Annotated in this window: 20 protein-coding genes; 4 read left to right on the forward strand and 16 right to left on the reverse strand. The window is 55.8% G+C overall.

Annotated elements, in window-relative coordinates; genetic code table 11:
• Nucleotides 1-9: 9 nt before the first annotated feature.
• On the reverse strand, nt 10-882 hold the full coding sequence (locus tag AC1Z3F_RS10990) for a universal stress protein (protein WP_131089130.1): 873 nt from the start codon (nt 880-882) through the stop codon (nt 10-12).
• A gap of 3 nt (nt 883-885) precedes the next feature.
• Entirely contained in the window at nt 886-2313 is a 1428-nt protein-coding gene (locus AC1Z3F_RS10995) for a flavin monoamine oxidase family protein (protein ID WP_131089131.1), read from the reverse strand.
• 105 nt (nt 2314-2418) lie between these two features.
• On the opposite strand from AC1Z3F_RS10995, the gene AC1Z3F_RS11000 reads away from it, so the two are divergent.
• Nucleotides 2419-3075, forward strand: a complete 657-nt coding sequence (locus AC1Z3F_RS11000; RefSeq protein WP_131089132.1) for a TetR/AcrR family transcriptional regulator — start codon at nt 2419-2421, stop codon at nt 3073-3075.
• Nucleotides 3068-3289: a LapA family protein gene (locus tag AC1Z3F_RS11005; protein WP_131089133.1), complete on the forward strand. Its 222-nt coding sequence runs from the start codon at nt 3068-3070 to the stop codon at nt 3287-3289. Before AC1Z3F_RS11000 ends, AC1Z3F_RS11005 begins: the two co-directional genes overlap by 8 nt.
• Here the strand turns inward: AC1Z3F_RS11005 and AC1Z3F_RS11010 are convergent.
• From AC1Z3F_RS11010 to AC1Z3F_RS11050, 9 genes are all read right to left on the reverse strand, one after another.
• On the reverse strand, nt 3286-3474 hold the full coding sequence (locus AC1Z3F_RS11010; protein WP_131089134.1) for a hypothetical protein: 189 nt from the start codon (nt 3472-3474) through the stop codon (nt 3286-3288). The two genes, AC1Z3F_RS11005 and AC1Z3F_RS11010, sit on opposite strands and share 4 nt — an antisense overlap.
• A 162-nt stretch (nt 3475-3636) precedes the next feature.
• Entirely contained in the window at nt 3637-4008 is a 372-nt protein-coding gene (locus AC1Z3F_RS11015) for a hypothetical protein (RefSeq protein ID WP_131089135.1), read from the reverse strand.
• A 266-nt stretch (nt 4009-4274) separates the two neighbouring features.
• Nucleotides 4275-4520 (reverse strand): hypothetical protein, encoded by a 246-nt coding sequence (locus AC1Z3F_RS11020; protein WP_131089136.1) that lies wholly within the window; start codon nt 4518-4520, stop codon nt 4275-4277.
• Between the two features lie 196 nt (nt 4521-4716).
• Nucleotides 4717-5205, reverse strand: a complete 489-nt coding sequence (locus tag AC1Z3F_RS11025; protein WP_131089137.1) for an Lrp/AsnC family transcriptional regulator — start codon at nt 5203-5205, stop codon at nt 4717-4719.
• Between the two features lie 53 nt (nt 5206-5258).
• Nucleotides 5259-5771, reverse strand: coding sequence for a DedA family protein (locus tag AC1Z3F_RS11030; RefSeq protein WP_262199373.1), 513 nt, complete (start codon nt 5769-5771; stop codon nt 5259-5261).
• A 2-nt stretch (nt 5772-5773) separates the two neighbouring features.
• Nucleotides 5774-7030: an MFS transporter gene (locus tag AC1Z3F_RS11035; RefSeq protein ID WP_262199372.1), complete on the reverse strand. Its 1257-nt coding sequence runs from the start codon at nt 7028-7030 to the stop codon at nt 5774-5776.
• A complete protein-coding gene (locus AC1Z3F_RS11040; RefSeq protein ID WP_483565708.1) occupies nt 7027-8169 on the reverse strand; it encodes an NAD(P)/FAD-dependent oxidoreductase in 1143 nt (380 codons plus the stop codon). Before AC1Z3F_RS11040 ends, AC1Z3F_RS11035 begins: the two co-directional genes overlap by 4 nt.
• Entirely contained in the window at nt 8170-8487 is a 318-nt protein-coding gene (locus tag AC1Z3F_RS11045) for a bifunctional 3-phenylpropionate/cinnamic acid dioxygenase ferredoxin subunit (RefSeq protein ID WP_131089141.1), read from the reverse strand.
• A gap of 97 nt (nt 8488-8584) precedes the next feature.
• Nucleotides 8585-9514 carry an N-acetylglucosamine kinase gene (locus tag AC1Z3F_RS11050; RefSeq protein WP_483565709.1) on the reverse strand — a complete coding sequence of 310 codons (930 nt, stop codon included), beginning with the start codon at nt 9512-9514 and terminating at the stop codon, nt 8585-8587.
• A gap of 565 nt (nt 9515-10079) precedes the next feature.
• Here AC1Z3F_RS11050 and AC1Z3F_RS11055 point away from each other — a divergent pair.
• A complete protein-coding gene (locus AC1Z3F_RS11055; RefSeq protein WP_483565710.1) occupies nt 10080-12023 on the forward strand; it encodes a S8 family serine peptidase in 1944 nt (647 codons plus the stop codon).
• 98 nt (nt 12024-12121) lie between these two features.
• Here the strand turns inward: AC1Z3F_RS11055 and AC1Z3F_RS11060 are convergent, their stop codons facing one another.
• From AC1Z3F_RS11060 to AC1Z3F_RS11080, 5 genes are read right to left on the reverse strand one after another with little or no spacing between them, the layout of a single operon-like run.
• Nucleotides 12122-13174 carry an ABC transporter ATP-binding protein gene (locus tag AC1Z3F_RS11060; protein WP_262199360.1) on the reverse strand — a complete coding sequence of 351 codons (1053 nt, stop codon included), beginning with the start codon at nt 13172-13174 and terminating at the stop codon, nt 12122-12124.
• Entirely contained in the window at nt 13171-14232 is a 1062-nt protein-coding gene (locus AC1Z3F_RS11065; RefSeq protein ID WP_483566955.1) for an ABC transporter ATP-binding protein, read from the reverse strand. The genes AC1Z3F_RS11060 and AC1Z3F_RS11065 overlap by 4 nt, the downstream gene beginning before the upstream one ends.
• Nucleotides 14232-15254, reverse strand: coding sequence for an ABC transporter permease (locus tag AC1Z3F_RS11070; RefSeq protein WP_483565711.1), 1023 nt, complete (start codon nt 15252-15254; stop codon nt 14232-14234). Before AC1Z3F_RS11070 ends, AC1Z3F_RS11065 begins: the two co-directional genes overlap by 1 nt.
• Nucleotides 15254-16294, reverse strand: coding sequence for an ABC transporter permease (locus tag AC1Z3F_RS11075; RefSeq protein WP_262199357.1), 1041 nt, complete (start codon nt 16292-16294; stop codon nt 15254-15256). Before AC1Z3F_RS11075 ends, AC1Z3F_RS11070 begins: the two co-directional genes overlap by 1 nt.
• A 26-nt stretch (nt 16295-16320) precedes the next feature.
• Entirely contained in the window at nt 16321-17892 is a 1572-nt protein-coding gene (locus AC1Z3F_RS11080; RefSeq protein WP_483565712.1) for an ABC transporter substrate-binding protein, read from the reverse strand.
• A 274-nt stretch (nt 17893-18166) separates the two neighbouring features.
• Here AC1Z3F_RS11080 and AC1Z3F_RS11085 point away from each other — a divergent pair, with 274 nt between their 5' ends.
• Nucleotides 18167-19159, forward strand: coding sequence for a 2-hydroxyacid dehydrogenase (locus tag AC1Z3F_RS11085; protein WP_483565713.1), 993 nt, complete (start codon nt 18167-18169; stop codon nt 19157-19159).
• Nucleotides 19160-19236 lie beyond the last annotated feature (77 nt).

The raw sequence follows: 19236 nt of genomic DNA on the forward strand, positions 1-19236 counted from the left end.
AAAGTGAAGCTAGTTGCCTGATCCCGGGTTAGGGATAACACCCATGGGCACCGAAAGCTTGCCGAGGATACGTTGGGCTTTAGGCCCGATAAAGAGCCTGCGGGCAGCCGCTAAGCGTGCTGAGCCAAGCAAGGCGAGATCGCCGTCTTGCCAGGAAAGCTGGCCAGTTGCTTCATCGAGGTTGCGCCCAACAACAACGTCAATAGTGGCGTCCAATTCCATGGACGCTGTCAGTTGCGAAAGGTAATCGCTGGTTGCCTGAACGTGGGCATCAAGATCCCGGTCTGGGTCTTGAACGTCGTAGGGCAAAACTAGGGTTGCTACTCGAAGTGGTACTGCGCAGGCTGTAGCAATTTGGGCCGAGAGTTCAATGACGTCTTTAGCTCCGGGCCGGTCCCCCACAAAGGCGGTCAGCCTGGTGAGCTTGCCGTTGGCAGCTCGCAAGGTTTCTATAGCAGTCGGTGAGGACATGAACACCGAAACTGGCGAGGAGTGCAATAACGCGTTGGCGATTGCCCCGGGCATGAAGAACCCTGCCCGGTGACGTTTGCGGCCGCCGAGCACGATGCCGTCAGCATCAACCTGTTGAGCCAGCGAAATCAGCCCTTCGGCCACGGAGGAGACTGATCTCGCCACCACCGAGGCCTGGATTCCTTCGGGCACCAGCGTCAGGGCGTGTTTTGCCCACTGGTCTACTTGAGCGGAGAGAATGGTTGAATATCCATGATCTCCACCCGGGTAGACAGCGCTAAAGGGTGCAGCAGCCGGAAGCACAATGGCAATGTGCAAGGACGCATCCGGGGTGGATGCAACAAGCGCGCTGGCCAGTTCGATAGCTTCGGCACCGCGTTCTTCGGCGGTGTAACCTACAAGCAATTTCATGATTTAGGCGTTGACCTTATCTGCGGTAGAGGTCAGTGTCTGCACGCCATCGTAGTTCTCGTCGTAGCTGGTGCCATCAAGTTCTGCGATGATGCGTGCGGCCGAGCGGCGACCCATACGTACCGCGCCATCCACGTGCTGGTAGCCTTCGCCGGCCAAGTCCGAGGAGGAGAAATAGATTGGTCCGAGGTTATCGTTCTGGACTGGGCCAAAGCGGTGCAGGCCACCTAGGTCATAGCTGGTTGCGTAAGCTCCGCGGGTCCATTCTTCAGAAGCGAAATCCGAGAGGTAGAAGACCTTTGGATCTAGCGCTTTCTCGCCAAGGTAGTCGGCAATGCCCTGCAGGATGGCTTCGCGACGTGCCTCATCGTCCAGTTCCCACATCTCGTCAGCTTTCAGATCCGAGATGAAGCCCACCAAGGTTCCGGTGCTTTCTCCGGTGTAGGTGTTGTCGTAGAGTTCCTGGACTAGTGCGTTGGGCCCGAAGCAGGTTCCCGACAGTCCATCTTCGCGCCAGAACGGGGTTTCGTAAACGGCGTGCACCTTGATGACCAAGCCCATGGACTGGTGCTGATGGGTGACGTGCTGCTTGCGTGGAAGCGCAGGAACGTAAGTGATTCGCGAGTACAGGTTAGGTGGAATTGCCACCACAACCTTCTTGGCGGACACGGTGACGGTCTCACCGTGAGCTACCACCCCGTCATCATTCCATTCCAGCTTCAGCACTGGGTTATTCAGGAATACGATTTCTTCACCCAGCCGCGCAGCAACCGTCTTGGATACGCCCTGCATGGTGCCAACGATGCGGCGGTCAAGGATGAAATCTTCATCAACGAGGTTGTCGAAGGATCCCGCCGAGGAAGCCATCAATACTGCTTGAAGTGCAGAGAAGGTATGGGCTGGTTTGGTGAGCATGCCACCGGCAATAAAGAGGCCGACGTTGTTGCAGGCTAGTTCGTCCGAGGAGTGCTGACGCAGGAAGTGGTGGAAGGAAACCATGTCCAGCTCTTGGGCCTGTGGGTGTTCCCATGGCTTGTCTGGATTCATTTGTGCGGCCAGTTCGTTCATGATGCCGATGAGCTTGTTCATTTCGGCCACGCTGTCTTCGGAGACGGGGAAGTCTTCGCCCTCATAAACGATGGCTTCACCCTGCTCGTTGAGGTAGACACTTTTGCCGGCCTTGTAGCGTTCAAAGGTTTCGATGCCCAACTCGTTGATCAGCGAGTAGAGACCAGTTTGATCGGGACTGATCCACTGACCGCCGATTTCGATGGTGGCTCCGTGCATCTGGTCGCTCCAGGTGCGGCCGCCCACACGATCTCGAGCTTCGAGTACGGCGACAGACTTGCCTGCTTTGTTCAGCTCGTAGGCTGCGGTCAGACCCGATGGGCCAGCGCCAATGACAACTACGTCGCGTTCCAGATGTTCCATGAAAAGCTCCCTCAAACAATAAAATGAATTCGGTTCATTTACTTGTCATATAGCATAGGGGAAGAACATCGAGTTGTGAAGCAACCCACGTCAGGGAGAGAACGAATGACAGAATCCGGAACCAGGCGCGCAGGGCGACCACGCAAGGCGGTGCTCAACAGGGAACGTATTACCGTCAACGCGTTGGAACTGGTTTCCGATGGTGGTTATGAATCACTAACAATGCAGCGCCTGGCCAAGTCATTAGGTGTTTCACCCTCGGCTTTGTATAACCATGTGGATTCAAAACATGATCTGATGCAGTGGATTCAGGAACTGATCATGGCAGATATCGATACGTCAGTTTTTGATACAGAACCACTGCGAAATGCCTTAGTTCTTTGGGCGACCAACTACCGTAATATTTTCAGTCGGCACATTCCGCTCATCCCCATTATTGCGGTGCTTCCAGTCTCGGATTCGCCACGCACCTTGGGCATGTATGAGCGTGTAGCTCAAGGTCTCAAAGACTTCGGACTGGCCGAGAAGACGATCATTCCGACCATTGTTGCTTTGGAATCTTTTATCTTTGGTTCGGCCATGGACACCGCAGCACCCCACGATATTTTTGATACCAGCAACCACCAAGATCTCACCCCACACTTCACCCAAGCGGTGGCGGCACAACGCGAAACACAGCTCAATACCAGCGATGATTCATTCCAGCGTGGTCTCGCGGCCATCATCGATGGGCTCTTAGCGACAGGAAAAAGCAATGACTGACCCGGAGCGCAAGCCCAGCCGATTCGCGCTAAACGCCAAGCAGATCACGGCCATCGCCTTGGTGATTCTCGCTCTGGTATTTATCTTGCAGAACCTGACCTATGTGCGTGTGGAGTTTTTCTTGATCCACTCCGCGGCACCACTATGGCTGGTCCTACTAGTAACCCTGGCGGTCGGCTATGTGATCGGATGGATTTCCAAGCGCCGAGATTAGTCTTCTAAGATTGCCCATTCTCCGACTTCTTCATTCTGCGAGTCGTAGACATCTTCTTGAGACCCCGGTTCCAGCGGATACATGGCCACGCGTTGCGACCAGTCCCCCAGAATCCGTTGAAGCTCTTCTAGCGGCTTGAGTTGCATGTTCTCGGTATCGAAGTTGACTTCCAAAACAAAACGCATGGCCTGCTCCTTGTTCGCCTAGTTCTGGTCATCCTATGCCTGCGGGTGAAGAAAAACGAGAGCTATAAGGCGTGCCGCGTTCAAAGTTTTCTGCCCACAAAAAAGAAATGGCGAGCTCCCAAGTTATCTTGGAACCTCACCATCAATTTCGCACCGCAGGGTCTACTGAGCGCCACCCATATATGTCAGCGACTGGATCGCTTCGTTTCCGCCGACTTTGTACAGAGCCAAAACCAGTCCGCCAAAAACAATGCCCATCACAGCGCTGAAGCCAAAGGAAATCTTGATCAAAGAACGGACCTCACCGCGGCTCACTTCAGCTTCATCATTCAGGTACCGCACCGCACCTCGACCAAAGCTGGCGGCCGGGCTCAGTGATGGGGTGGAAAAGGTGAGCAAGTTGGATGCGGTATCCATCTGACCATCACGCAACACAGCAACAGTTGAACGGGTCTTACGATCCTGGCGAAGCTTAACGATGTTGGCACCGTGCCGTGCCAAAAGAATATCTTCGCCCAAAGGGATCGTTGCCATACCTGTTGCTCCTAGTTCATTTCCATCACGTCTTTCCAGCTATAACCATCATTTCTGAACCGTTTTAGCTGCGGAAGTCTTTTGTCGAGAACCACACACGCACTTGTGATGCAATCCGCACGGTTCTGGGGCTAAATCGAGTTTTTCGGTGACCGGGGACATAGCGCCAAAACAATTGACCTACATTTTTGTGGCAGCTTTTTGGCATGCAAAAGCCCCAGGCTGTTTGATCAACCTGGGGCCGAATGCTCTAACGATGAATCTGTTTAGACAGTTTTCAAATCGTTCTCATTGTTCTTGCGCTGGCGCTTGGCCTCGCGGATCTGCATGTTCAGATCATGGTTTGATAGGTCCTCAGGCGAGGCAATCCCATACTTATAGGCCTTGGCCACCAGAGCCTGGCGAATTTCTGTCTGGTGTTCTTGCTTGTAACGAAGAACCATCACGATGCTCACGATGGCCAAAACCGCCAGAGTCACCACGGCCGTTACGATTGTTGTTTCCAAATTCATTATCTTCTCGACCTCCCCATTCTTCAGTCGCTTCCGTATGTGGTCCATCCGTTTGGTCAAAGTAAATCTTTGACGGCCAGAGGACCGCGGTATTGCTAAGAGAAGAACAACAAGTTTAGCACATTTCTTCGAAGTAGGCCCATTGCGTGGATCACTCCTACGAAAATCTGCGGGGTACTTCGCCTGAGCTTAAGGCCTAAAATTCGCCACTTCCCTGCCCGTGTTCGAACACCAGAGAAGTTTGTGTGGTCGCAACGGCAGGATTAGCTGAAAGGTTATCAAGTACAAACTGTCGCACGTCGGCAGAGTTGCGCACCGCCACATGCAAGACAAAGTCATCGGCACCACCCAAGAAGAACAGCTGGCGCACCCCAGACTTGGAACGCATTTCACTAGCAAAGTTAGACATAAGATGTCGGGCGCCCGGGCGGATCTTCACAAAGATCAACGCCTCCAATTCGCGCCCCAAGACCTGCGGATCCACCTCGATGGTGAAGCGAGAAATCACTCCGGAATCGCGTAAAGCATTCAACCGTGCCAAACAGGTCGAAGCCGCGATACCGAGCTCCTGCGCCAACGAGTTATTTGTTCGCCGTGAGTTCTTGCTCAGCAAAGCTAACAGCTTGCGGTCGATTTCATCGAGCTGCACAGGACTATTCTCTGACTTGGATAAGTTCAGCGACATTTGCCGTACCTACTCTCAGTGTTCGCGGTTTGACCCACTCATCATACGGCCGGTCAGCCCTTTATTTCTGAAGGTTGTTCTGCATCCGGCGCCTGCTTCTCGCGCTCGCGAGTGCGCCAGCGAAGGACAACAAACGCGACTATGGCTAGCAGGACAATGCCTGCCACAATCCATGGCCAGTCCAACGCCAACCACGCGTAGAACACAGCCATACCAATACTTGTGTAAATCAAGGCCCACAATGCCGCGCCAAGTGCCACGGCCGGGACATATCGACGCAGTGGCATCTTACTTATCCCAGCAGAGAGGTTGACCGCGCTTTGCACACCCACAGTCAAGAAACTCAACGGAACCGCTAGTGCACCCCAGCGTTGGATGAACCTTTGGGCTTTGAGATACCCCGGAGCGTGAAGCCGCTTCTCAAAGCGGCTACGCTCCACACCCTTGGCAATCCCGCGGCCCACCCAGTACGTCGCGTTGCCACGAGTGAAGGCGCCAAGAAAGAAGAACAACAACGTCACCCCAAAAGGTGCGTCGTTGATCAACCACGAGATAGAGTCACCCAAGGCTATGGAACACACTTAATTTTTCGCACCAGCACTGCGCCAAGAAGCGAGACGACTACCGAGCAAAGGAATAAGGTCGGATAGCCACCAAGCCAAGTCACTGCCAGCCAAGCCACCAGCGGGGCGACCACCTGAGGCAAGGAATTGGCAATATTGATCATGCCAAGATCCTTGCCGCGTGAATCGGCTGTAGGAAGCACCTGCGTCAGCAAGGCGAAGTCCACCGCAAGGTAGGCACCAAATCCGATGCCTAGCAGCACCGCAGCAATCAGTGCCATGGCAAAGGTAGATGAGACTGCCATAACCCCTGCTGCACAGGCGACAATCACTGAAGAAATGATGACGTACTTCTTACGCTTACCATCGCGATCCGAAAGTTTTCCGGATATCACCGAAGAGAAAATAACGCAGAACGCATAGACGGCGGTCAGCACCAAAACACCCTGTGCCGGGTTTGGATGACCAATGGCGTCTTGCAGGAAGTACAAGAGGTAGACCAGGCACAGCTGGCTGCCGAGGTAGAGCAAGAACCGAGTCAGCCAGGCCCAGCCGAAGTCCTTGTGCTTGACCGGGTTGATCCAGAAACTTTGAGCAAACTGCAACGCCGTGATGGGTTCCAATGCTGCCTTGGGTAGCACCGAGTCCTTGCGCATCAAGACAAAAGGTACCGCGCAAATGGCCACAGCGATGGCGACTAACGCGTAGCCGAAGACTAGATCTCCAGCGGCAACCATGCCGATGACCGCACCGATGAGCGAACCGCAGGTTTGTCCCAACGCTACTAATCCACCCACAATGCCGCGTTGTTCTACCGGGACACGATCCGGAATGGCAGCAAAGATGGCAGCTACCGCAGCGTTTCCAGCAGCCTGCATCAAGGCCCAGCCAAGGACCAAAAGTCCCACGGTATGGGCCGTTGACATGAGCAACAGTGCGAGAGCCCCGCAGAGGGTTCCGCACAATACCCACGGAATTCGACGGCCAAATCGAGAGGTAGTGCGATCACTGAGCGCACCAAAAAGTGGATTAGCAACCATGGACACGGCCGCTCCCACGCCGGTCACCAAGGACAAGATGGCGCCCTTTTGACTAGCGTCCAGTTGCTCGGCATGCAGTCCGAGGAGCACCTGAATGGGGGCGAAGAAGCCGACATTGATACCAATGTGGACGGTGACTACCGCTGCAATCCAGCCGCGGCTCACTCGCTGGGTAGGCACCTGCAGAGCCAAAGGTAGCTTCGCTGGTTCGGCTGTGCTCATTGTCCGTTCCGCCCTAATTCGCGAGGTCCCACACTCGGGTCCTCCAATTCTTCAACGCTGAGCGAGGCAGACCGAGCGATCAGCCGCTTCACGGCCTTGGCCATCAGCCCACCATCAATCATGCTAGCTGCCACCAAAGCACCCTGAGCATTTAGCCCGAAGGTCACTTGGATCTTACCGCGACGGTTGTAACGATGAACGGTACGCACCGCTTGATCAAAATCGCCGACACTTTCCACATGCATCTCATGGCGGTCGGACCAGAACCACGGCACCGAACGCTTTACTGGGTCCGTGCCGAGGATGGTTGCTGCCGCTTGGGCCGCATCTTCCATAGCAGCTTCCCAGTGCACAGCCCGGCGAGCGCCCTGGTGCCGGGACGCATCCCCGATGGCCAGTACCTGTGGCTGTGTGATGGAGCGTTGCTGCGCGTTGACCACAATGCCGTTGTCCACGGCTAATCCCATGGAGGCAGCCAACGCGGTATCTGGTTGGACACCGATGGCGCTAACGATAAAGTCAGCTTCGATGCGCTCACCGTCCACAACTACATGATCCGCAGCGATGCTGCTTGTAGTTCCGGTGATGGTTCGAATGCCACGTTGTGCATGTTCAGCGTGTAGTTGTTCGGCCAAATCCTGGCCGAGCATGGCGCTTAGTGGAGCGTCATTATTAGAAATCAGGGTGACCTGTGCGCCGAGCATGCTAGCGGTGGAAGCAAATTCGGCACCAATCAGTCCGGCCCCGATGACCACCACTTGGAAGCCAAACATGGCCGAATCGATAATTTCTGCCAGTGCCACAGCGTCGGCCGCGGTGTGCAGCGTGTGTGCGTGTTCAGCCCCGGGCAGACTTAGCCGATTCGGCACGGTACCGTTAGCGAGGACAACCCAATCCGTTTCCGAATCTGGCAGTTTAACCTCGGTGATTGTTTCTTGGATGAGGTTGATACGGTGCTGCTGGTACCAAGCAACCGGAGCAAAGGGCTCAACCTGCAAGGCTTTACTCAGCGCCGGACGATCATAGGGTAAGCCCTGGGCGTCGCTGATCGTAATGGTACCGGCATACTGCTTTTGCACCAGTTCGCGCGCCAAGGTGTAACCGGCAACGCCACCGCCGATGATGTGGACCGAAGGCATTTAGACTTCGAGCTCCAAAAAACCATCCACGACGTTCACCGTGTAGGTGCGCGCGTCTACCGTTGCTGGCATGCACTGCACTCGGCCGGTCTTTAGATCAAAGGTTGAGGAGTGAATTGGGCACTCCACCGAGCAGTCTTCAATCCACCCATCGGAGAGGGACGCGACCTCGTGGGTGCACTCGTCTTGAAGGGCATAGAAGTTGCCGTCTTCGGCATGGAAGATCGCAATGTCTTCGGTGGCACCGCTGTCCTTGGAATCTACCAGCAGGGATTCGCCTTCTGGGACTAGATCTACGGGACCGACTCGATAGCTCACGATGACTCCTTTAATGCTCAATACTGATCAGTCTCATCTTGTCATCTATTGATCGCCAGCACCTAGCTGGCAGATCACGATGACTGTGCTTTTCTGACTAGTTCCCAAAGCCGTAGCGCGAGACCAGCTCCTGCAGGGCATGATCGGCGGGTAGTTGCGCCAACAGTTGCACTCCGTCCAACCCTGATCCGGTGACAGACTGAATTTGCGCCCCGGGGTGCAGTCGGTGCAGCTGTTCCTCGAAGGCAGCTTTCAGATACGTACCTTCAAACACACCACCGATTGCAGCGACCGGAACGTTCCCGTCGGCTTTCTCTAGGCCCACACGTCGCAAGGCTGTGGCAATCGAATCAGCCAGTTCTTCTCCGGCTCTGCGACAGATCTGTGCAGCAATGGCATCGCTGAAAGCAAGTTCGGCAACGGTGGTGGCAAAGGAGGCCACCGTAGAAACCCTGTCGGGAAGTGCTTGTAAGTCAATGTAGGCCTCGGATAGATCGGGCCAACGTCCTTGCACAGCAGCGGTGAGTGCGGTGGCTTGTCCGCGTCCGTCAAAGTCACGCATCACTGCGATCAGTGCTTGCTGGCCAATCCAGTAACCACTACCGGCGTCGCCCATAATATGGCCCCACCCATCAACTCGGGCTACGCTGCCAGGGCCAACACCGAGGGTTACCACTCCGGTACCGGCAGCAACCACGGCGCCGTGTTCGTTACCCATGGCCCCGAGGTAGCTGGTGACCGAGTCATGGGCCAAGGCAACACGTTCAACTTTGGTTGATTCGATCAGCTTGAAGAGTTGATGTGAGTCGTGTTCTTCTTTGACTAACCCGGTGGTGCCTACGGTTACCGTGCCAATGTCCACCGGGCTTGCTGCGATGAACTCATTGATCACGCGCGCCAACTGGGGCAGGACCGGCTCGTCGGTTTGGACACCAGGAAATTTCGAGTCAGTGCGCTCACCATCAAATTCAAGACGAAGTTTGATCCCGCTTTGCCCACCGTCAACGGCCAATAATCCAGTTGTCATCTACCTGCTCCTGTTTGTGCTTGGTTTTCAGATTACTTTGAGAACCCGTCCGGGTGCCCCAAGAGCTCGCATTTTTGGACCGAGGACTTCGCTGCGAGTCACGCAATCGTCAGGTGAGCAGTCGTAACTACTTGACGTAGCATCGTCAGAAAAATCATCGTACCGATTACTCAATGAATTAGGCAATGAACCATAGACCCGCTTCTCCGCGCTAGAAGTCGTCGAAACTTTCACTTTATTCTCGGCCTAACCCACGGTACGTCTCGAATAAATTCCATGAGTCACGAAAAATAGTTAGGCGTTTGCCGTAGTCAGTGCGAATCTGAAATTTTTAGAACACCTTATCGCGCAGGTAACTGGCATTCATTTTTCGAAGCCTTGAAAATCGTTGGATTCCCTGCAGCGAAAGTGTGAAGTGAGTTTTTAGCACATGCAGGAATATAAAAGATTTATTTGAGAACTACTTCCTTTCTGGATATCGCAGGCGCTACGCTCCATATCGGCACACCCCATTTCGCTTGATCACCGAACCTTGTGCGCCCAAAACCCACTAAGGAGAACATCAATGGCACGTTTTTCTACCCCACTTCGACGATCCTTGGCTGCGTCCACCGCAGTCGTGATCGGTTTGGCCGGCTTAGGGGCCGGCGCAATGCCCGCCTCAGCACAGCCCGTAACGGCACCGGCAGAAAAGTCCGCTCCCGCACCAAGCAACGATGCGAAGGTTACGATCGGTTCACCCCAGTCCGGTGAGTCCTACGACCAGTTCATCGTCACTTACAAGGCGTCAACCCAGAGCGCCGACAAGCAGGGCCGGGCCAAGGCTTGGGGCAAAGCAGCCAAGGACGCCGGAGTTTCGGTCAAGGAACTGCGCGCCATGGCCACCGGAGGTTTTGTTCTCAAGGCTGACAAGAAACTCAAGGGCGCCGACGCCGAAGAGTTTATGGCAGAAATTGCCAAGTCTGGACTGGTTGAAGCAGTCGAGCCTGATGCCCTGATGAAGATCTCCCTATCGCCCAACGACACCCGCTACAGCGAACAATGGGACTTCCACGGAACCAACGGCATGCGTATCCCTTCTGCGTGGGACATCGGCACCGGCACCGGAAGTATCGTGGCCGTCTTGGACACCGGAATCACCTCCCATACGGATCTGAACTCCAACGTGATTTCAGGCTATGACTTCGTTTCCAGCTCAACTTCGGCGCGTGACGGCAACGGCCGAGATTCCAACCCACAAGACCAGGGCGACTGGTACGCAGCTGGCGAATGCGGCAGCAGTTACGCCGGAAACTCCTCATGGCACGGCACCCACGTAGCTGGCACCGTCGCGGCAGTCACCGGCAACTCCAGCGGCGTCGCCGGAGTTGCACCCAACGCCAAGATCCAACCGGTACGCGTCCTAGCGAAGTGCGGTGGCAGCCTCTCGGATATCGCAGATGCGATCATCTGGGCCTCCGGTGGCACCGTGTCTGGCATCCCAGCCAACTCGACCCCGGCTGACACCATCAACATGTCGCTCGGTGGCGGTGGAGTCTGCGGAACCACGTACCAAGCAGCTATCGATAGCGCAGTCTCTCGTGGAACTTCCGTAGTGGTAGCGGCAGGTAATGAAAGCCAAAACGCTTCGAACTCACGCCCAGCAAACTGCAACAACGTGATTACGGTAGCTGCCAGCAACCCATCGGGAGCACCGTCGTATTACACAAACTACGGCTCTGCAGTTGACGTGACCGCACCTGGTGGCGACACCCGCTACGCAGGTCAAGGCATTCTTTCCACTATCAACACCGGCACCACCACCCCATCAAGCCAGGGTTACACCTTCTACCAAGGCACTTCCATGGCTACACCACACGTGGCAGGAATGGTGGCTCTGATGAAGTCCGTCAGCCCATCCATGTCCCCTGCTCAGGTGGAAACCGTGTTGAAGAACGGCACCCGCGCTATGCCAGGCGGTTGCAGCATCGGCTGTGGTGCAGGCTTGGTCGATGCCACGAAGATCATGACAAACCTGGGTGGAACCACCCCGGAGCCAACTCCCGAGCCCAGCGGCAATCTGCTGAAGAACCCAGGCTTTGAAAGCGGTGCCGACTCCTGGACCGCCAATCGTGCCGACACCTTTGAAACCGGAACAGCTGCTCGCACCGGCAACGGTTTGGCCGGTCTCAACGGATGGGGTACAGCAAGCACCTACACCCTGGATCAGCAGGTCGCCATTCCTTCTACTGCTACCACTGCAGATTTGAAGTTCTACCTGCGGGTGCTGACTGACGAAACCACTGCGTCTACCCAATACGACAAGCTCACCGTTCAGGTACTCGATGGTTCAAGCACCTACAACGTCGGTACATGGTCAAACCTCGACGCAAGCTCGTCCTACGCGCAGAAAAGCATCAACCTGAACAACTACCGCGGCAAGACCGTCACCTTGCGTTTCAGGGGTGTTGAAGACAGCTCCCAGGCAACAACCTTCCGCATCGACGACACCTCGCTAGCCACCAGCTAGTCCTCTAAAGAAGTATCAAGAACCAAAAAATAGTGAAGCCGGTCAGCGCCGGCTTCACTATTCTTGTATTCAAGACTTGGCTCCCACTGCCCCTTGAGTTAGGCAGAAACTGCCAGTCCGGCTTCCGCGGCCGATTCGACCGGGAAGTGGCACTCCGCGAACTGTTGCCCGGCATTGACGCTATCGCCGGGCATGCCCAACAAGATCTTGCCACCAGCTTCGCGGGTTCGGCTTTCCGGTCGCTCTGCCGAGCAGATCGGCTGCGCCTTCCAGCACCGCGTGCGGAATCGGCAACCCGAGGGCGGATCTAAAGGAGAAGGCAATTCACCCTGAAGCACTATGCGATTCACGGGTCGTAGCGCAGGGTCCAACTTTGGCGAGGCCGACATCAACGAGGCCGTATAAGGATGCAGGGGTGAATCGAAGACCTGCTCGGTAGACCCGGTTTCAATAATTCGTCCCAGATACATGACAGCCACTCGGTCCGTCACGTGGCGAACTACAGACAGGTCATGGGAAATGAAGATATAGCTGACGCCAAGTTGCTGCTGAAGATCGTTGAGCAGATTTAGCACCTGAGCCTGTACCGAAAGATCCAAGGCAGAAACTGGTTCGTCCAAGATGATCAAATCCGGACCCAAGGCCAAAGCGCGAGCAATACCAATGCGCTGACGCTGCCCGCCGGAGAACTCCTGCGGTGATTTATCAGCATCGGTGGCGCGCAGTCCCACCAAGTCAAGCAGTTCGTTCAAGCGCTGCTTTCGAGTTGCAGCGCTGGGATACAGATCTTTGTGGGTAGCAAAAGGTTCGGTGATAATTTGCCCGGCGGTCATTCGTGCGTTCAGCGAGGCAAAGGGATCCTGAAACACCATTTGCACCCTACGCCGCCATGCCAGCAACTGCTTGCCGCGCAGCGCAAAGGGGTCCTGCCCATCAAAACGCACCGTCCCACCATCGGGCTGCTCCAGCATCATCAGGGTACGAGCTAGCGTTGATTTTCCGCAGCCTGACTCCCCAACCAGGCCTAGGGTCTCTCCGCGTTTTACGCTCAGATTGATTCCGTCTAGTGCCTTGAGCTCTCGTGTTCCCGCGGCGCCGGAGGCCACATGAAATGTCTTGGCAAGATCTTGAACTTCAAGAACAGTACTCATTTTTCATCATCTCCTACAGCAAGACGTTCTTCAGTGGTTTGGCTCGTGGCGACCTGCTCAGCAAAATGGCAAGCAGCACTCTGCCCCGGGCCGGTTTCACGCAGGGCCGGACGTTGCTCGCGGCAGACGGCCGCAACCAACGGACAGCGGTCCTGGTAAACGCACCCCGAGGGAATCTTGCTCAGTTCTGGTGGACTGCCCGGGATGGAATTCAGGCCTGCTCCGCGCTGCGAATCGGTGGGGACGGAAGAAAGCAAACCTTTGGTATAAGGGTGCGTTGGCCGAGTGAATACGGTGTCAACGCTTCCTTGTTCCACCACATTGCCTGCATACATCACGCACACGTCATCAGCTTCTTCAGCAACTACAGCGAGGTCGTGGGTAATGAGCACCACCGCCATATCTTCTTGCTCGCGAAGATTTCTCAACAACTGCATGATCTGCGCCTGAACCGTGACATCCAGCGCCGTTGTTGGTTCGTCAGCGATCAACAAGTTGGGGCTCAAGGCCACCGCCATGGCGATCAGAATTCGTTGGCGCATGCCACCGGAGAACTGATGCGGGTACGAATTAACCCGTGTCTCGGGTTCCGGGATACCAACCCTGCGCATTAGTTCAATGGCCTCAACTTTGGCCTGTTTTCTGCTGGCCCCACGGTGGATCCTGAACGCTTCTCCGAGTTGGGTTCCAATGGTGTACACCGGGTTGAGTGCGGCAAGGGCATCCTGAAAAACAATCCCTAGCCCTTCTCCCGCCGCTTTCCGGCGCTGCTTAGCAGTCATGGACAAGAGATCTTTTGAATCAAGACGCGCAACGCCTCCAGCAACAGACGCCACCGGATCAAGCAATCCGGCGATAGCCTTTGCCGTCATCGATTTACCGCAGCCAGATTCCCCCAGCAACGCCAACGTTTTGCCGCGACGTGCGCTGAAGCCGACCTGGCTCACCACACGAACAATTCCTTTGGGAGTGCGAATGTCGACATCCAAACCTTTGACTTCAAGAACCGCCTGGTCCGCTGACTGAGTTCGGGAGGTTGGTTCAAGTATTTCGGTCATCATTTGTCGTTGCCTTTCTTGGTCTGCATCTTTGCAGCCTGGCGCGTGGCCTTTTCAAACGCCTTGGTACTTTTACGGTCCAGTTCCAGGCGCCAGCGTTGGGCTGGATCCGTAGCAATACGCATCCATGCAGCGAGCACGTTGGCGGCTACCGCGGTGAGCACAATGGCTAGGCCAGGAAGGATGGATAACCACCATGCGGTCTGCAGATATTGCCGGCCTTGGGCAACCAACAGTCCCCAAGAGACGTCTGGTGGCTGGATACCAATTCCAAGGAATGAAAGTGAGGACTCGGCGAGCATGACAAAACAGAATTCCAAAGTAGCCAAGGTTAACAGTGTCGGAGTGACCACTGGAATGACGTGGCGAACAATAATCGCGTTGGGATTTGTTCCGAAGGTGCGGGCTGCATCCACAAAAGTTCGTGACTGCAGTTCGGCCGATTCTGCTCGTGCGGTACGAAGGTAGATCGGGATGCGAGTGATCGCCAGGATCAGCACGATATTTGCTGCCGAAGGGCTGAAGACAAAGAGCACCACCACAGCCAGCAACAATGAAGGGAAGGACATGATGATATCTGCGATGCGCATGGAAATGGCTTCGCGACGTCCACGGTGGTAACCCGCCCAGACACCCCACAGTGATCCAAGGATCAAGGCCACCAATACTGCAGGGACTGCAACTAGGAGAGTTGTCTGGGTAGCAACCACAATGCGGGCCAGTACTGAACGGCCCAGAGAATCCGAGCCTAGGATGTAAAGCCATCCGTTGGCCGGGTCAAAAGGTGCCTTATTCATGAACATCAAGTTCTGCGCTGTGGCGTGTTCACCCATCAGTGCGGGACCAAAGATCGCGGTGAGCACCACCAAGCTGAGGAAAATTGCAGCCACCGTGGCGAATCTGTCGCGTAGCAACATGGTGAACATCGAAACACGACTCTCACTTTGAGTCTTCGCCTTGCGCCGATTCTTCGGCTCGGGACGTTCATCCTTAGCTGGCGGTGCCATCTCTAGTGCTGACATCAGTGATTCCCCCTCGAAGATTCGCTCGTGCTCAGCGCTGGTCCAACTGGCGCCAGCGTGCGGTTTTCAGATCCTTGGGTTGGACCTTGAGCGGCGCGTGCCTTGCGACGTTGACGTGCGCCGGCGCTTGGCCGGACCCGAGGATCTAGTAGCGCGTAGCCAAGATCAATCAGGATATTGAGCACAAAGATGGCCACCGCGGTGAGCAGCACACAGGCTTGGAGCACTGCAAAGTCTCTTTGCAAAATTGAGTCGATCATGAGCTTGCCGATTCCCGGCCAGCCAAAGATCGTCTCAACCACCACTGCGCCGTTGACCAGTCCAACGGTCAGGTCCCCTGCCACCGTCAGCCCAGGGGCGGCGGCGTTGCGCAAGGCATGCTGGGCAATAACCCGATACTCGGTCGCGCCTTTGGAACGTGCCAGTTTGATATACGGTTCAGATAACGCCGAGACCATGGCCCCGCGAATCACCTGGACCAGCGTGCCAAAGGGGCGCATGACCAAGGTGGCTACGGGCAGGAACCAGGCTGCTGCACCGACTACACCGGAGGTTGGAACCACCCCTAGCGTGATGGCAAAAACCCAGATGCCTACGATGGCCAACCAGAAGTCCGGGATCGAGGCAGCGGTCATGGAGATGAAGGAGCTGCAACGATCCAGGATGCCGTTGGGCTTCATCGCAGCGGCCGAGCCAACGATGAGCGCCAAGATGATGGCGATGATCATCGTGGTGGCCGCCAGCTGCAGGGTTGCCGGGAAGGCCCGCAGCGCCATCTGCGCAGCGTCCTGTCCGGTGCGCATGGACGTTCCAAAATCGAAGCGGAAGATCCCACCGAAATACTGGGCCATCTGCACCCAGATCGGTTGGTCTAGCCCGTTTCGTGCAGCGAACTCTGCGCGCATTGTGTCAGTGGCATTCAGCGGTAGATACAGTGCTGCCGGATTACCGGTCATTCTGGCCAGCGCGAAGACACCAACGATGACAACCACCAGTGGCAGCGCCGAGGCGATGATTCTTTTACGCAAATAGGTAAGCATGTTGCTGTACTTTCAGTTGCCGTTGGTTACTTTGCCGCAGTGACTTCAGCAAGACGCAATTCGTCTCCACTGGAAGAATTCGGCTCGTAAGCTACCGAAGAGGAAATACCGAGCATGCCGGTCTGGTGAGCGATGTGAGCAAATTGAACAACTTCGTCATTCTGGTACTTGAAGACCTTTTCGAAGGCAGCTTGGCGGTCATCACCTGATGCGGCATCAGCCTGGGCAATGAGCTCGTCCAGTTCCGGGGTACCAAAGGCTGACTGCGCGCCCTTGGAAGTCATGTACTGATCCACGGTGAAGGCTGCGTCACCGGCTTGGTTTCCGTGCTGGGTCATCAGCATGATGGCCCCATCATCCTTGGTAGGGAATGGACGAACCTGGTAGGTCAGGTGCTGGCTGGTCTCAAGCATCTTCAAATTCACGGTGAGTCCGGCTTGGGTAAGCTGTTCTTGGATCACCTGAGCTAGTTCCTGAATCTTGGGGAACTGTGCGGTACGAACTACCAAGTTGATTGGAGCTGACACGTCCGTGCCATCAGCTTTGGCTTCCGCAACTAGCTCCTTGGCCTTGTCGAGGTTGAATTCCCAGACGGGCAAGTCATCGCTGTGTCCAACTACTCCGGAAGGTACCAGCTGGGCCGCGGCCTTGTCGCGTCCTGCGTAGAGGGAAGCGACAATTGAATCTTTATCTATCGCGTAGTTCACCGCACGACGGATGCGGATGTCATCAAATGGTGCAGTGTCGGCGTGCATGCGCAGAGCCACGGTTTCATTGTTTGGGTAGGAAACTCCCAAATCCCCAATGTTGTCTTCTGGGCTTAGCCCTGTTGCGATATCGGCTTCACCCGAGGTGATCATGGCTGCCCGGACGCTACCTTCCGAACGCCACTGATAGTTGGCCTTGGAATAGGCAGGGGCCTCGCCCCAGTAGTCGGCGAACGCTGCCACATTGATGCTTTGCCCTGCCTGCCAGTCTTCAATCTGGTAGGGGCCGGTGCCAATTGGTTCGCGTACTTTTTCGGTCGTAGATGTCTCTTTAGGGACAACTTCTAGGAAGGACAGGCGCAATGGAAGGATCGGGTCCTTCTTGGCTGCTGTCACTTCAATAGTGTAGTCATCGACTTTTTTGAGTTTCAGGTCATCGTCGCCAAAGACGTAGCCTTCGACGTTGCAGCCGAGCTTGGAATTGACCGCGCGGTCGATGGTGGCAATGGCGTCATCTGCGTTGAAGTCAGATCCGTCATGGAATTTCACACCCTCGCGTAGCTTCAGCGTCCAGGTCTGATCATCTTTGCTGGACCATTGGGTAGCAAGCTTGGGCTCCAGTTCACCGCTGGTTGGGTTTCTTTCTACCAGTGGTTCGGTGATGGTGGAACGAATGACCACACCGGTACTGGTCAGGTTGGACTCGCAGGCTTCGAGGGTAGGTGGCTCCTGCTGGAGCACAACGCGCAGGGTGTCGCTGGGTGCCGATGACCCACCGGCAGCATCTTCAGAGTTGGCGACCGAGCAACCGGACAGTGCAGTGGTGCCAAGTAGCGCAGAGGCGGCTAAGGCCAGTGGGATGCGGCGGGAGCGTGGAGTTACTAAGAGCATTGCGTTTCCTTCGCGACGGTGCGATGAGCAAGGGTGATCAGGCGGGTTTTCCGCCGAAGTTCGTAAGCACAGCTTTGACCGCTCGATGGGCCCGGTCAAGGCTTTGGGCAGTCCAAGGAATCGCCTGATGAGGCACGGGAGTGCGTACCGCACAGTAGGCCAAGTGTGACTTGCGCTACATTCCAGGGCTTACGGGGCATCCATGCCTCAAGAGCATTGATCTATCCAATTTGCGTGTTGGACGTGAATCGATCATGATCCCTACGATGCAGTTATGCCCACGAATATCAGCGCGTCCGCGCCACAAGTCACCGCACCCATCACCGGCGAACAGATCCTTCGCGTTGGACCAGTAAATCCCACTGTGGCCCAAAGCTTGTCCGAGGATTTCTCCAGCCTTGCTCTTCCGGAAACCGAGCCGGAACGCGAGGCGTTCCTCACGGCCCACGGCGAGCAGATCCGCGTGGCAGTCTGCTCTGGACGCTTTGGCGTGGACACCGATCTTTTATCTCGATTACCTGCGCTGGAGGCGATCATCAACTTTGGTGTCGGCTACGACGCCACGGACACCAAGACGGCCATCGCTCGTGGCATCAAGATCAGCAACACCCCCGAGGTACTCAATGATTGTGTTGCCGACACCGCCTTAGGTCTCTACCTGGTCACCCTGCGCAGCTTGGGTGCAGCCGAGAGATTTGTCCGCAATGGCTCATGGGTTCCGGGCAAGAATTTTCCCCTCGCCACCCGCGCCAGCGGAAAGAAGGTCGGCATCCTTGGGCTGGGGCGCATTGGCCAAGCCATTGCCACCAGGCTGGAAGCCTTTGGGTGTGAAATCCACTATCACAACCGCAACCAGAAGCCCGACTCGAACTACACCTACCACCACTCAGCAGTTGACCTCGCAGCCAAGACTGAAGTCCTTATTGTGGCAGCGGCCGGAGGAGCACAATCGGCCAAGTTGGTGGATGCCCAAGTTTTATCCGCCGTTGGACCACAAGGCTTTGTCATCAACATCGCCCGCGGAACCGTGATTGACGAGTCAGCCCTCATTGACGCACTGAGCACTGGGAAAATCGCCGGCGCCGGGCTGGATGTTTTTGAAAACGAACCACATGTGCCGGCAGAGCTTTTGGAATTAGAGAATGTTGTCCTGCTCCCCCACCTTGGTAGCGGGACCAACGAAACACGAGCCGATATGGCCGCACTGACTTTAGATAACCTGCGTTCCTACCTTGCGGATCGTTCGCTGCTTACGCCAATTTCATAACCAAGAAGCGCTCCACAGATCCCCTTCGAGTACCAGCCCATCCGGAAAATACGGATGGGCTAGTACTCGTGCGCGCC

This window comes from Glutamicibacter sp. MOO4, assembly GCF_056934395.1.